Annotated in this window: 9 protein-coding genes; 1 reads left to right on the forward strand and 8 read right to left on the reverse strand. The window is 63.6% G+C overall.

All coding sequences use genetic code 11. The features are described from left to right. From ACP3TE_RS00090 to rfbB, 8 genes are all read right to left on the reverse strand, one after another. Complete coding sequence (locus ACP3TE_RS00090) at window positions 1–1,155, reverse strand: DegT/DnrJ/EryC1/StrS family aminotransferase (RefSeq protein WP_426734719.1); 1,155 nt, start codon at window positions 1,153–1,155, stop codon at window positions 1–3. A 29-nt stretch (window positions 1,156–1,184) separates the two neighbouring features. After that, complete coding sequence (locus ACP3TE_RS00095; RefSeq protein WP_426734720.1) at window positions 1,185–2,207, reverse strand: NAD-dependent epimerase/dehydratase family protein; 1,023 nt, start codon at window positions 2,205–2,207, stop codon at window positions 1,185–1,187. After that, window positions 2,204–3,304: a Gfo/Idh/MocA family protein gene (locus tag ACP3TE_RS00100; RefSeq protein ID WP_426734722.1), complete on the reverse strand. Its 1,101-nt coding sequence runs from the start codon at window positions 3,302–3,304 to the stop codon at window positions 2,204–2,206. The genes ACP3TE_RS00095 and ACP3TE_RS00100 overlap by 4 nt, the downstream gene beginning before the upstream one ends. Further along, on the reverse strand, window positions 3,304–4,833 hold the full coding sequence (locus ACP3TE_RS00105; RefSeq protein ID WP_426734724.1) for a sugar transferase: 1,530 nt from the start codon (window positions 4,831–4,833) through the stop codon (window positions 3,304–3,306). Before ACP3TE_RS00105 ends, ACP3TE_RS00100 begins: the two co-directional genes overlap by 1 nt. Before the next feature lie 569 nt (window positions 4,834–5,402). Next, complete coding sequence (locus ACP3TE_RS00110; protein ID WP_426734726.1) at window positions 5,403–8,090, reverse strand: LuxR C-terminal-related transcriptional regulator; 2,688 nt, start codon at window positions 8,088–8,090, stop codon at window positions 5,403–5,405. Further along, window positions 8,087–10,636, reverse strand: coding sequence for a helix-turn-helix transcriptional regulator (locus tag ACP3TE_RS00115; protein ID WP_426734727.1), 2,550 nt, complete (start codon window positions 10,634–10,636; stop codon window positions 8,087–8,089). Before ACP3TE_RS00115 ends, ACP3TE_RS00110 begins: the two co-directional genes overlap by 4 nt. A 409-nt stretch (window positions 10,637–11,045) precedes the next feature. Then, window positions 11,046–12,467, reverse strand: a complete 1,422-nt coding sequence (locus ACP3TE_RS00120) for a sugar nucleotide-binding protein (protein ID WP_426734729.1) — start codon at window positions 12,465–12,467, stop codon at window positions 11,046–11,048. Next, complete coding sequence (rfbB, locus tag ACP3TE_RS00125) at window positions 12,467–13,483, reverse strand: dTDP-glucose 4,6-dehydratase (protein WP_426734731.1); 1,017 nt, start codon at window positions 13,481–13,483, stop codon at window positions 12,467–12,469. Before rfbB ends, ACP3TE_RS00120 begins: the two co-directional genes overlap by 1 nt. Before the next feature lie 105 nt (window positions 13,484–13,588). Here rfbB and rfbA point away from each other — a divergent pair, with 105 nt between their 5' ends. Continuing rightward, window positions 13,589–14,506: a glucose-1-phosphate thymidylyltransferase RfbA gene (rfbA, locus tag ACP3TE_RS00130; protein ID WP_400343451.1), complete on the forward strand. Its 918-nt coding sequence runs from the start codon at window positions 13,589–13,591 to the stop codon at window positions 14,504–14,506. The last annotated feature ends 98 nt before the right edge of the window (window positions 14,507–14,604 follow it).

Consider the following 14,604-nt stretch of genomic DNA (forward strand, 5'->3'; position numbering starts at 1 on the left):
TCACTCGCCGCCGGCGGCGGCCAGCGCCTGCGCGAGCACGCTGGCGATGACTCGGTCTTGCTGCTGCTCGTCCAGCTGGTGGTAGAGCGGCAGGATCAGCGTATTCGCGGTGAGCCGCTCGGTCACCGGCAAGGCGGTGGTGGTCCCCGAATGCCCGGCGTAGGCCGGCTGCAGATGCGAAGCCATGATGCCGCGGCGGGCGGAAATGCCATCGGAAGCCAGCTGCGCCAGCAGCCCCTCGCGGTCCACCGGGAATTCCGGGCCCACTTCGAGCCAGAACGACTGGTAGTTCGAGGTCCCGTACCCCGGATCGGTGACGCACCTGAGCCCGGGGATGCCTGCGAAGGCCTGCTGGTAGCGGGCGGCAAGGGCCCTGCGGCGTTCAACCATCGCATCGAGCTTGCCCAGCTGCACCAGCCCCAGGGCTGCCTGCAGGTCGGTCATGCGGAAGTTGTAGCCGATTTCCCCATAGCTTTCCTGCGGGGCCAGCGTGGAGCTGTGCCGCTGCGCCGCCGAGACATCCATGGCATGCTCGCGCAGCTGCCGGGCGCGCTGCGCCCAGCTGGCGTTGCCGGTGGTCAGCATGCCGCCTTCGCCGGTAGTGAGCAGCTTGCGCGGGTGGAAGGACCACGCCGAGACGTCGGCGCCGACCCCGGCAGGGGCCCCTTGGTAGGTTGATCCTGCCGCGCAGGCCGCGTCCTCGATCAGCACCAGGTGCAGCTCGTCGCACAGCTGGCGCAGCGGTGCCAAATCCAGCGGCATGCCGCCCTGGTCCACCGCGATGATGGCGGCGGTCTTCTCCGTGAGCACCTCGCGCACCCCCTGCGCGGTGATGTTTCCGGTGGCGGCGTCCACATCGGCGAACACCGGGCGCGCCCCGACATAGGTCGGGGCATTGGCCGTGGCCACGAAGGAGAAGGACGGGACGATAACGTCGTCGCCGGCCCCCACCCCGGCCACCAGCAATGCCAGGTGCAAGGCGGTGGTGCAGCTTGAGGTGGCCACCGCGTGCGCCACCTGCTGGTGCTGCGCGAAGGCTTCTTCGAAGGCGGCGGTGCGCGGCCCCTGCGCGACCCAGCCGGAGGCAATGACCTCGGCTACGGCGTCTATTTCGGCTGTTCCCAGCCATGGTTTCATCACGCTGATGCGATCCATGATTTTTCCCCCAAAAAATCGTTGTCCGCTTACTTGCTGGCGCCGATTGGCTTGTGCAGTGCCCGGCCTGCGGCGACTTCCTCGCGCAATGGCTTCCACCATTCCACGAGCGCCCGCAGTCCCTCTTCCAACCCGATGCGGGCTTCGAAGCCCAGGTCCTCGCGCGCTGCGCTGGTATCTGCCAGGCGGCGGACCACCGAGTTCACCGCCCGTTCCGGCCCGTATTCGATGGGCAGATCCGAATCCATGGCAGCCAGCAGCGTCCGGGCCAGTTCCGCCAAGCTGGTTTCCGTGCCGCTGGCCACGTTGTAGACGCCCTCGGCGACCGGGCTGCTGGCGGCCAGCAGGTTGGCCCGGGCGATGTCCTGGGAAACCACGAAGTCCATGGTCTGCGAGCCATCGCCGAAGATCAGCGGCGGCAATCCATCGGCAATGCGTTCCATCCACCGCACCAGCACCTCGGTGTAGGCGCCGTGCACATCCATGCGCGGCCCGTAGACGTTGAAGTAGCGCAGCATCACGTAGTCGATCCCGTACATGGCGCGGAAGGACTTGAACAGCCCTTCGTTGAAGGTCTTGGCCGCCCCGTACAACGTGTCGTTATTGTATGGGTGGTGGCGTTCTGCGGTCGGGAATTCCTCGGCCATCCCGTAGACCGAAGCGCTCGAGGCCGCCACGATCTTCGGGACCTTGGCTGCCACCGCGGCTTCGAGCACATTGAAGGTGCCATTGACCATGACGTCCACGGCCAGGCGCGGTTCCGCGGCGCACTGGGTGATGCGGATGGCCGCCTGGTGGAAGACCATGTCCTTGCCCGCCATCACTTCGCGCACCAGCACGCGGTCGGCGATATCCCCCACATAGAGGGTCACCCGCCCGCTGGCCAGCGCGTTGGCGAGATTGCTCCGACGCCCGCGCACCAGGTTATCCAGCACATCGACATGCGCGGCGCCTGCGGCCAGGAGCTGGTCGACAATTTCTGACCCGATGGTGCCTGCACCACCGGTGACAAGGAATCGCTTCCCGGCCAGGTTTTCAATGTTTCCGCTCATAGTACGTTCCCCATAACGAGTGTTTTCCGGTTGCTGGTGGCTTGCGGGATGGAGCCTGCGGCCAGGGACAAGCTGGCATCCTCGAGCACCCTGAGCACCCGCAACGCCGAGGGCCCATCGGTGGGCGCGGGCCTGGATCCCCTGATGCTGGCGGCGAATTCCGAGACCATCAGCCCCAGCGGCTCGAATTCCGACAGCGCCGGCGACCAGGTATCCCCCAGGCGGTAGGAAATGGTGGCGCCCTTGCGGTCTTCGCTGTCGGCGCGGATCATTTCCTGGCGTTCCAGATCCACCCCGCGGTCGAAGACCGTCAGCCGCTGCTGCGGGTTCAGGTCATCCCACACCAGAGTCTTCTTGCTGCCGCCAATGACCATCTGGCGGATCTTGGTCGGAGAGAGCCAGTTAACGTTGATATGCGCCAGGATGCCGCTGTCCAGTTCCATGGACAGGTAGCCGATGCAGGATTTCCCTGCTCGCAGCGGGTCCGATCCCAAGGCGGTCACGTTGCGGGTGTTCAATCCACCGGGAATCACGAAGTCCAGGATGGACAGGTCATGGGGCGCGAGGTCCCAGAAGACATCGACATCCGGCTGGACCAGTCCCAGATTGATCCGCGTGGAATCGATGTAGAGGATCTCCCCCAGTTCCCCGGCGGCCAGCAGGTCGCGGATCTTGAGCACCGCCGGCGTGTAGCAGTAGGTGTGGTCCGCCATGAGAATGGTCCGGGCTTCGGCTGCGGCCTGGACCATCTGGGCTCCGTGCACGCTGTTGTCGGCCAGCGGCTTTTCCACCACCACGTGCTTGCCGGCGGCAATGGCCTGCATGGCGATCTGGTGGTGGGTGCGCGCCGGGGTGGCAATGGCCACGGCGTCGATGGCGTGGCTGGCCAGCAGCTCGTCCATCGAGCCGACCACGGCCGGGTTGCCGGTCTTGCGTGCCAAGGCTTCGGCACGGGCCATATCCATGTCGCAGATGGCCACCAGCTCCCATTCGGTGCTCATCGCGAAATTGCGGGCCAGGTTCGGGCCCCAGTAGCCGGCGCCGATGACTGCTACGCGCAGCGCCGGGTGGATCAAGGTATCGGGTGCAACACTCATCAGTAGGCTCCATCAGATTCGATCATCACACGAAAGGTCCGCCAGATGATGCGCAAGTCGCTGAGCACGGTCCAGTTCTCTGCGTAATACAGATCCAGCCGCACGCTTTCTTTCCACTCCAGGTTTGATCGTCCGGAGACCTGCCATAAACCGGTCACCCCGGGCTTGGGCAGCAGTCGGCGGCGGGTGTGCCCTTCGTAGGACTCCACTTCGGTGAACAAGGCCGGGCGCGGTCCCACCACCGACATGTCCCCGCGCAGGACGTTGACGAACTGCGGCAGCTCGTCCAAGGAGTGCTTGCGCAGCCAATGGCCGCAGCGGGTGATCCGCGGGTCGTCTTTCACTTTGAAGAGCGGGCCTGCCCCCTGGTTCAGCTCTTGCAGGGCGGCCAAGCGCGCTTCGGCATCCTGGACCATGGTGCGGAATTTGATCATCTTGAATGGGCGCCCGTCCTGGCCGGCCCGTTCTTGAACGTAGAAGACCTTCCCCGGGCCGTCGCGCCGGATCAGCAAGGCGATCACCAGGAAAACCGGCGACAGGGCCAGCAAGGCGAGCACGGAAAAGACGATATCGAAGCCGCGCTTGAAGAAGTAGCGCGCCCCGGTGAACTTCGCCAGCTCCACATGCAGCAACGGCATCCCATCCACCGGGCTGGTGCGCACCCGGCGGCTTGCCACTCCGATGAGCGAGGAGGCCACGATGAGCTTGGCCCCGCTGCTTTCCAGTTTCCAGCCCAATTGCTGCAAGGCTTCGTTGCCTCCGGCCAGGGGCCCTGCGACTACCACCGAATCAGCGTGCAACCGGTTGACTTCCTGCTCGATGCCGCCGGTGTCATAGGCCAGCGGCAGGGTCGGATCGGCTTTCCGGATCGCGCGTTCGACTTCCAGGTTTGGCGCTCCGTCCATCAGCACGCCGACCACCCGGTAGGCAGGTCCCGACTTCTTGGAAATCTGCCGGACTGCAAATCCAGCGTCATCCGGCTGGCCGTACACCAGCACATTGCTCAAGGCGTAGCCGCTTCGGCAGCGCCAGCCCAGCCACTGGCGCCAGGTCCACCTGCCGGTCAGCAGCGCGGACAGTCCCAGCGGCAAGGAAAGGAGCAGGAAGATCTTCAGACTCTCCTGGCCGGTGAGCACGATCAGCACCCCCATGAAGCCGGCAAGCACCAGGCCCGAATAGACCATGATCTTGTATTCCTGCATCCCCACCGCGACGCTGCCCAGGCAATGGGCTTTGAAGGACCGCAGGCTGATCATCCAGGCTGCGGTGAGCACCAGCCCGGCCAGCACGTAGTAGTGCGTGCTGCCTGCAAGCTGCGGGTGCAAAAGCGAGCCCTGGGCTTGGGCGATTGCCGGCAAGGAGCTCACCAGCGCAATCACCAACAAGTCAGTCCCGAATAGCCGGCGCAGATAGGCGCGGCCCTTGGCCCCGGCGGTGCCGGCTACCCCGATAATTGATGGACGCGCCAGCGTCCAGGTGCCCAGCGACGATACGCGATCCTCGCGCAGCCTGCTGCTAATTTGCGACATGTCTTGTTCCCACCCTTGCTAGCGATTCGACGCAGCATGGGTGGTCGCAGACCGGCAACACAAAGCAATGCATCTGTATTCCCCCAAGAAATAAGCGAGTTCCCCAAAAACACAAGGCAATCACGCTGTCCCACGAGCCGGATTGCCGTTGTGTACCTTGAGCCTAAAGTGCAATGGCAGCCGATACACGAGTGGAAGAACACCCAAAAGACCGCCCGCATTGCCCGTAACTACTCGCGTTGCACTTGGTTCCTACTCGCTTACTACTTGGAAAGATTTTGCCGGGAACGGGAAAACCCTGCATCGGCGCAGAGGGGTTGCCGATACAGGGCCTTTTCGGGAAGGGACCGGCGGTCGCGCTGGGGGTAATCCTCGCGGATTCGCTGGCCGCCGGCCCCGTTTCTGGGATGAGCTTCGCCGCCACAACACCGACCGCTGCCAGACAGATACGCACTCGTTGAAAAAAAGAACTCCTGCGTAATTCGCCAGCTCCCGCATTTCACATTACCCACCAGCGCAGGGCGGGGCACGGGTGGTACTTACCCCAAGATTGCGCAGACCGGCACCTGCTACTTGCGCGTTGTACCCGCTTCCAGCCCGGCGTGGTCCAATTCCGCGCGCTCGGTGATCCCCAATTTGGAAAATACCCGGTAGAGATGGCCTTCCACCGTACGCTGCGAGACGGTCAAAGCCCGGGCAATCTGGGCATTGTTCATGCCTTGCCGGGCGAGGTTGACGATCTCGGTTTCACGGGCGGTCAGCTCCGTAATCGCGAGAACGCGGTCAATGTACTTCCCCGGCTGCATTCCGTGCTGCTCGATCAGCCGGGCCGCCCGGCGCAGCAGTGCACCGCACCGGCGCTGATCCCCGGCCTGCGCATAGCGTTCGGCCGCCCGAGCCCAGGCTTCGATCACCACCAGGTAGTCCTGCTTGGACAAGGCCTCCTGCGCCAGCTGCTCCAGGGGTTCTCCGAGACGAGAGCCGCGCAATTCCATCAAGCGCGCCTGCAGCGCAGCGCGCGAACCTTCCTGGCCGGCGGCCAAGGCCCGCAGCCTTTCCCCCTTCGCTGATTCGGCCAGCTCTTCGTCACCCAGCTGCCTGGTCAAGCTGAACAGGATTTCGCGTTCAACCATCGGGAAGCATTGCAGCGACTCGCCCTGATACGGATTGCCCAGGCCCGCGGCAAAAGCCCGGGCAAAGATCCGCTGCTCCGAGGATTCCTCGCCCAGCTGCCCGGAGGGCGAAATCATGCCGCTGGAACTGAAATCCTCGGGCGCAGTAGCCAGGGCCACGGGCACATCGATGCCCATGCGCGCCAGCAGCAGCCGGTAGAGGTTGCTGGCCAAGGCCAGCAACTGGGTGGTGTCCACGATCTGCAGCTCGGTGACCGACTCGGCCATTTTGGCCAAGGCCGGCTGCACCTTGCCCTGCAGCAGGTGGCTGATGCCATCGAGCAGCGAGATGGCTCCCTGGTAATGCTGGATGGAGCGGAGCCTGGGTTGGCGGTAGGAATCGATGAAGGCCTCGGCCCGCTCGTATTCGCCCAGGTACAGCAGGTTCCAGCCGATGCGGAAGAATACCCGCACTTCGTACATTGCCTGCAGCGGCGCATGCTCCTTGAGCAGCTCCAGCACCGGCTCCAGCAGTTCCAGGGCCTGCTGGCAGTTGCCGGCGGAGCTATGAAGGTCGCTGAGCATGATCTTCCCGATGAATCTGGCCTGCACAGGCAGCTGCGGATCCGAAAGGAAATCCTGCAATTCGGCCACGCTGGGCAGCGGGCCGCGGGGTGTATTCACCCTGATCCAGAAATCCAGCGCCTGGGCCCCGGCGCTTTGCAGAGCCATGAAGCCGGCCACCGCTTCGCCGTCCGGATGCCCCTGGGCCCGTTGCCGCCATTCATCCAGGATCCGCTCCAGCTCTGCGCCGTCCGCTTCGATGCAGCTGGTCACCTCTACCAGGTAGGCATAGGCCTGGCCCAGCAGGGAGAGATCGGTCAGCTGGTCGATCAGGCGCAGGAGCAGGGCGCGTGCGGCATAGTGCCGGCCCATGCTCAGCAGCACCTGCGCTTCGAGCAGCGCTCCTTGACCATGTTGCTGGGATAGCTTGCCCAATTCGCAAAGGCGCAGGGCCAGGGTGAAGTCCAGGTTCCGGGCGGTTCGCTCGGCGCATGCCAGGACCAGCTCGGAGGGCACTTGCTTTCCGATTTCCAGGCACCACAGCACTTCCCTGGCACTATGCGCCTTGCCCAGCTCGGCTGCCGCGGCGTACCACAGCTCATGCAGCTGCGCAGTATCCTGCTCCGAGGCCAGCGCCCGGACGATGCGCTCCATCAGCCTGGATTTCAAGCAGACCGCACCGCCATTTAGCACCAGCTCCCCGGTTTTCACCAGCCGGCCGTACGGCAGCCCGCATTGCTCCAGCAGATCCGGTTGCTGCGGGCCAGCCAGGGCCAGCAGCAGCAAGGTGCGCCGCTCCTGGCTGGAAAGGCCGCGGGTGATCTCACGGCCCAGCGACAGCAGCCGGGTATCGATTTCCGGCAGGGCACGGGCCACGATCCACACCGGCTCGTGGATCGAGCGGTCCTGCGGCAGCCGGTCATCATGGAACAATGTGCCCTGCTCCATGCAGGACGCAGCATAGGCTTCGACAAAGCGCGGGTTCCCTCCGGTGACCACGTCGATCAGGCGCACCGTGCCAGCGCCGAGCCTGCGCCCGATAACGCCTTCGGCCACCGCACGCACCCCGTTGCGGTCCAGCCGCTGCAGGACCACGGTGGTGAAGGAACCAAGCTCGGCCAACGTGGCCAGCGGGCTGCCTGCCTGCAGGGATCCGTTGCCCAGTGCCAGCACCTTCACCTCGGCATTCTCCACCAGCAGGGAGAGGAGGTAGCAGGACTGCGGGTCCAGGAACTGGGCATCTTCCACGATCACGATATGCGGCGCGGCGTGCCCGCGGGCAGAGAACAGGCTCCGGTTCAGCTCGCGCAGCACGCCCACCGGTTCGTCGATAGTTTCCAGGGCGCCCAGGTAGGGCGACAAGGCACCATGCGCAATGGTGCTCAATGACGGCGTGCAATGCAGCTTCATCACCGGCTCCTCGATGCCCGGGGTGGCCAGCACTGCCTCTACCAGGCTGGTCTTGCCCATGCCCAGCTCACCCAGCACCACGACTCCAGCAGGGCCTGGCCGCTGCAGGATCTGCAGCAGCTGGTTGTATTCAGTTGGCCTGGTTCTAGTGATCAATTGCTGCTGTTTCATCTCAACCCTGCAGTACGGCGGCTGGTGCGGTCCAGGGCGGTGAGCTCCTGCCGGTTGCGAACCTGGAGCTTGGAATACACCTGGTACAGGTGTCCTTCCACGGTGCGGATCGAGACGCCGTTGAATTTGGCGATTTCCAGATTCGTCTTGCCTGCGATGGCCATCTTGGCGATCTGGGCCTCGCGCTTGGTCAGCTCGCGCATCCAGACCGGCTGCTGTTCCAGGTCGTCGAGCTGCAGCTCGTTTTCCCGCTGGATCTGCGGAGCCGAGGCGCGCTTGAGGCCGTTGACCATGCGGGAGAGCTTGCGCTGGTCCTTGACTTCCAGCGCGGCGACGAATTCGTTGTGCGTTGGCGTGGCCATGAGCAGGTGCCCTGTTTCGACCATGTCCTGCAGCGCCAAGACAAGGCGCGACGAGTCCATGGCTTGCGCCGCATCGGCGAGCGCCTCCAGGTTCTGCCCGACTACGCCTTCGCATCGGCTGGCGGCACTGCGCAGCTGTGGCAGCACGCCCCGGTCCCCCAGGCGCACAATGAATCCCAGGGTCAGTGCTTCGAGCAATGCATGCTGGCCGTCACGGGCCAGCTGCGCGAAGGAAGCCAGGCGCCGCCGTGCGGCCTGCGCCGAACCGAGTTCCGCCAAGGCAAGGCAGGAGAAGATTTCTGCCGCCCAGGAATAGAAGCTCAACGGAACCTGCATCCCCCCGGGGGTCCCGTACTGCGGGCAAATCAGCACCGAGGCCTCTGCCCTGCGCCCGGAGCAGGCCAGCGCATAGGCGATGACCGACCCGATCAGCGCTTCTGTTCCCGGGTCTCCGGCAACCTCCATCTGGTGCAGGCTCGGTTCCAGCAGGTGCAAGGCAGCCTCGTAATCGTTGCCCAACCCGAGCAGGATCCCGCGCATGATATTTCCATAGGAAATCAGCAATGGGTTAATGTACTGCCCATCGGCCAAACGCTGGGCGCGGTCCGATGCCAGTTTCCAGCGTCCGGCGAGCAGTTCTGCTTGGAGCAGCTGGAACTCGATGTCCGCGGCGTCTTCGGAGTGGAAATTCGAAATCGCCGGGCCGCTGAAGCGGACATTGCGCAGTTCCTCGTCCACGTAGCGGACCAGCTTCATGGCATCGGCCTGGCGCGCCTGCGCCGCCCAGCTGGCAGCTTGCAGCGACAGGGACCTCAGGTGCAAGGACTCGCTCATCCAGCCCGAAGAGGACACCAGTGCCTCGCTGCTTCCGGCGATGCTCGTTTCCTTGGTCATCTCGGTGCTGAACAAGGTAGCGAAGCGGCTGAGCAGTTCCAGTTCCTGGAAGGCGATATCCAGGGATTCGCGCGGACCGGATTCCCTGATGGCCTGGTCCAGTCCCGCCCTGGCCAGGTCGATTGCTTCGACTCCGTGGGACAGCTGGCCGAGCATGGCCAGCGCGCGCACGTGCATTTCCACAATGCCCACCCGGGTGCGCGGGTCAGCTGGCCAGCGTTCGGCGAAATAGCCCTGCTGCTGGAAGTCTTCAGCCACCTTGAGCTGCGATGCGTGGTCGCCCAGGTCGTTCAGGGACTTCAGCTGCGCCAGGACCTGTGCAGCTTCCGGATCCGTGTGCAGCTTGGCGAGCAGTTCCACGACGCGGGCGTGGGCCTGGTTACGGTATTCGGCGCTGACCAGCAAAGCCAGCAGCGGATTGGAAATCCCCACCTTGCCGACGGCTCCGGACAGGTAGTTGGCCTGGCCACGGTTCAGCAGGCCGTCGAGCTCGCTGGTGAGCTCCGAACGGTGGATGCGATCGAGCGCCACCGGTCCGCCCAGGGCCAAGGCCCCGAGCAGCTCGCGTTCGCCGTCATCGAGTCCATGGGTCATCGCGGCATGCAGGGACTGCACCGCAGGCCCGGCCTCCAGCGTGTTCACCTTCAGGACCCAGGTCCCGTTGTGTTGCAGCAGCTGGCCGTCCTCGCGCCAGCTGCGCATCAGCTTGAGCATCAGCGAGCGGTTGCCGCCGGCCAGGTAGCACAGGGTTGCAGAGTTGTATGCGGAGACCCGCCCGCCAAGCTCCTGCTGGACGAAGGCATGGGTTTCGGTGCTGCCCATCCGGTTCACGCAAAGGTGCTCCAACCGGCCCGAGCGGTACAAGGCGAACAGGTCGCCGGGAAGATCCTGCACATGGTCGCAGATCACGATTAGCTTGATCTTGCCCATTGCGGCCAGCTGGGCCAGCAGCGAACTTGATTGCTCATCAATCAGCTCGGGCCGCCCGAGCATCACAATCGATGGCCGCTGGCCGGTGCACAGGACGCGCCCCAGTCCGTGGATCATTTCATGCGGGGTCGGGTACTCGCCCACGTCGATTTGGGCAAGCAGGAAGGAAAGCGCACCGAGAGGCACTTTCGTGCCGAAGTTGCTTCCGTTCACTCGGATCAGCTGCGGTGGTTCGGCCAACTGGCCCAGTTCCGCTTCCACCAGTGCCCTTCGCCCACTGCCCACCGGTCCGGAGACCACGGATCCGGCGATGTGCGGGTCGGTCAGGACCCTGCCCAATGCGCTTTTCGAGATTCTCAAGAATTTCGAATGTATCTTGTTTTTTCCCCATTGCCTCTGAGCATTGCGAGTGCTGGCAAGGGAGATGATTCGTGAATATTCCATTATCCAAACCGCCCCAATCGGTTGGTTCCCCCAAATGCACGGATGGCATTACTTGATTCATCCGCGTAGTCTTCCATCCTAGGGCGAGCTGGCAGCGAAATCACCCTGTTTGGCGCATAAAATGAAGCTCAGTCACTTTTTCGGCTTTTCCCAGTGAACGCATAGTGCCGCGCAGCCTGGCGCCTCACGTGGGCTTGCCCTCCGCGGCCATGCGATGACTTGGAACTACTGGTGGTTCGGGCGGGTTTGGCGGATCAGGCTGAAGGCATTTGGCCGGTGGTCCAACGGGCACTTGGACCACACTCGATTTTTACCTACTTGGTTTTCACGGCTTCACGCGGCTCGCGTGAAGGAACTGCTCCAGCAATTCGGGCAACGGCAGCTGGGCGAAGCCGGTCGCCTGCAGCTTAGCGGTGTCCATGGTGCTGTTCGCCGGCCGCGGCGCCAGCTCCGGCTTGCCCAGTGCATACTCCTGCGTGGAAATCGGGTGCACGGCATCCGGGTCATAGCCGCAGAGGGCGAAGACCTCGCGGGCAATCTGGTACCAGCTGGCCGATTCGCCGCTGCCCTGCAGATGGTAGATCCCCGGGTCGCTGCCAGTATCCAGCAGGTGCATGATGCCCCGGGCCAGTTCGCTGGCAAAGGTCAGCCGGCCGAATTGGTCATCAACCACCCTGGGGCCAATGCCTTGCTCGGCCAGCCTGCGCATGGTGGAAACGAAGTTGTTGCCCTGCCCGATAACCCAGCTGGTGCGCACCACATAGTTGACGCCATGAGCCAGCACTGCCTGTTCGCCGGCGGCCTTGCTCTGCCCGTAGACGCCGGCTGGAGCGATCGGATGCTGCTCGTCGACCTCGCGCGCCGCGCCATCGAAGACATAGTCGGTGGACACGTGCACCAGCGGCACGCCCTGTTCGGCGCATCGAGCGGCGAGCTCGCGCACGGCTACCGCATTGACCCGCCAGGCCTCGGCACTGCCCGGGGGCGTTTGCGCCCGGTCCACCGCGGTCATTGCCGCGGCGTTGACCACATGGCTGCAGTTCGAAAGGTCCAGCGAGGAGGCGAAACCCGGGGACAGCAGGTCCGCCTCGGCCCGGGTGTACAAGGCGATCCGCTCATCGCGCTGCGCCAGCACGGCGAAGGCGCGCCCCAGCTGCCCGCTCCCGCCGAGCACCGCGATCTTCTTGGGCTGCAACGGTTTCGCCTCGGCCAGCAGCGGGTGTTCCCTATCGGCTTTGGAAATAACGGCCGCGTCGAGGCTGATGGGCCACGGGATCCGCAATTGCGGGTCGGCGAGATTGACGTAGCTGTACCCCGCCCGGGCTGCGTCGGTCCAATGCTCGGTGACCAGGTAGGAATACACAGTGTTCCCGGCTAAGGTCTGGAAGGCATTGGCCACCCCGCGCGGCACGAAAACCGCTTGGCCTTCGCCCATATGCGTGGTGAACAGCCTCCCGAAGCCCTTCCCGGGGCGCAGGTCCACCCAGGCGCCGAAGATCTCCCCCGATAGCACCGAAATGTATTTGTCCCAGGGTTCGGCATGCAGTCCGCGGGTTGTCCCGCGCTGGGCATTGAAAGAGGCATTGTTCTGCACCGGCCGGAAGTCCGGCAACCCGGCGGCCACCATTTTCTCCCGTTGCCAGTTCTCCTTGAACCAACCGCGCTCATCGCGGTGCACCGGCAAGTGCACCACCTTGAGTCCCGGAATCGTGCTTTCCTCCACCTGCAATTCCGCTGTGCCTCCCATCAGCTGGCAACCTTCAACGCATCGGCCTGCTGCTGGTAGCGCTGTTCGGCCTTCGCCTTGGCCGCCTCCCACCAGGAACGGTGCTGCCGGTACCAGTCAATGGTTTGCTCCAGCCCGCGTTCCAGATTGGTGTACCGGGGTTCCCAGCCAAGCTCGGCGCGCAGAACTGTGGAATCAATGGCATAGCGCAGGTCATGGCCGGCACGGTCAGCCACGCAGTCGAAGCCATCAGCCGTTTTGCCCATCAGCCCCAGGATCAGCCCCAGCACTTCGCGGTTGCTCTTCTCCCCGTCGGCGCCGATCAGATAGGTGCGGCCGGAGTCTCCTGCTTCGAGGATGAGCTGCACCGCCGAGGAATGGTCGCTGGCGTGGATCCAATCGCGCACATTGGCGCCATTGCCGTAGAGCTTGGGCTTCAGCCCGCCGAGGATATTGGTGATCTGCCGCGGGATGAACTTCTCCACATGCTGGTACGGACCGTAGTTGTTCGAGCAGTTGGACAGCGTCGCCTCGATCCCGAAGGAGCGGACCCAGGCCTTGACCAGCAGGTCGCTGGAGGCCTTGGTCGCCGAATAAGGACTGGATGGCTTGTACGGCGTGGTTTCGGTGAAGCGCTGCGGATCATCCAGCTCCAAATCCCCATAGACCTCGTCGGTGGAGATGTGGTGCAGGCGCACGCCATGGTTGCGTACCGCTTCCAGGAGTTCAAAAGTCCCCAAGACATTTGAATTCACGAAACTGCGAGCATCATGCAAGGAATTGTCGTTGTGCGTCTCGGCCGCGAAGTGGACCACAGCATCATGCTGCGGCACCAGTTCGTTGACCAGGACGTAGTCGCAAATGTCGCCCACAACGAGGTTGAAGCGATTGCTGTCAAGGCCTTCCAGCGACTGCCGGTTTGCCGCGTAGGTCATCTTGTCCAGTACGGTGATTTCACTGTCGGAGTGCGCGATCATGTGGTGCACGAAGTTTGCCCCAATGAATCCTGCTCCCCCAGTTACAAGGATTCTTTTCATCTCACTAATGTAGCCAGAGGGCTACGCAGCGGGGCAGCATCCTAGCAATTCTCGAGTATGACTACTCTGACGCGACTACTTCACGCTTCATTAGGCTCGATAGCCATGAGGGGAATAATTCTAGCTGGGGGAACCGGGTCGCGTTTGCACCCAATCACGCGGGGAATATCCAAGCAGTTGGTGCCTGTCTACGATAAGCCGATGATCTACTACCCGCTGTCAACGCTGATGCTTGCCGGGATCCGTGAGATCCTGGTTATCACCACACCACAAGATGAACCGCAGTTCCGCAATCTGCTGGGCGACGGTTCGCAGTTCGGCATCGAGCTCACCTACACGGTCCAGCCCAAGCCCGAGGGCCTGGCCCAGGCATTCGTGCTTGGGGCCGAGCACATAGGCGACGAGTCAGTTGCCCTGGTGCTAGGCGATAATATCTTCCATGGTCCGGGATTCGGCACGCAGCTTGGCAGGTACTCGGATCAACCCGGGGCGACTATTTTCGGCTACTGGGTCAAGGATCCCAGCGCTTACGGAGTGGTCGAGTTCGACGAGTCAGGATGTGCCATCTCGCTGGAAGAAAAGCCGCTTGAACCCAAGAGCCATTTCGCAGTTCCCGGTTTGTATTTCTATGACAATTCCGTGGTCGAGAAGGCCCAGGATCTGCAGCCTTCGGCCCGCGGGGAACTGGAGATCACGGATATCAACCGGCTCTACCTGAACGATGGCGCTTTGAATGTCACCGTCTTGGCGCGCGGAACCGCCTGGCTGGATACCGGCACCTTCGATTCGCTCAATGACGCATCGAACTTCGTGCGCACCGTCGAGGCGCGCCAGGGCCTGAAGATCGGCTCGCCCGAAGAAGTCGCGTGGCGCCAAGGCTTCATCGATGACGGCCAGCTGCGGCACCTGTCTCTTGCCCTGGGCAAGAGCGGCTATGGTGACTACCTGCTGCAGCTGGCCGAGCAGGAACTGGTCGATCCGCATCATTCGAAGCTGGAATCGGCCACCCCGGCACTGCCCTGATCCATCGATCTATCCATCGTCTGCCGGGCGTCCAGTTCGGCAGATGTCCACTGCCGCGCACGGAATTCGCAGGCGGGCTGCGACCTATCTTGGCCGGT

The organism is Glutamicibacter sp. 2E12 (assembly GCF_050030965.1).
In the GTDB taxonomy this organism is placed as follows: domain Bacteria; phylum Actinomycetota; class Actinomycetes; order Actinomycetales; family Micrococcaceae; genus Glutamicibacter.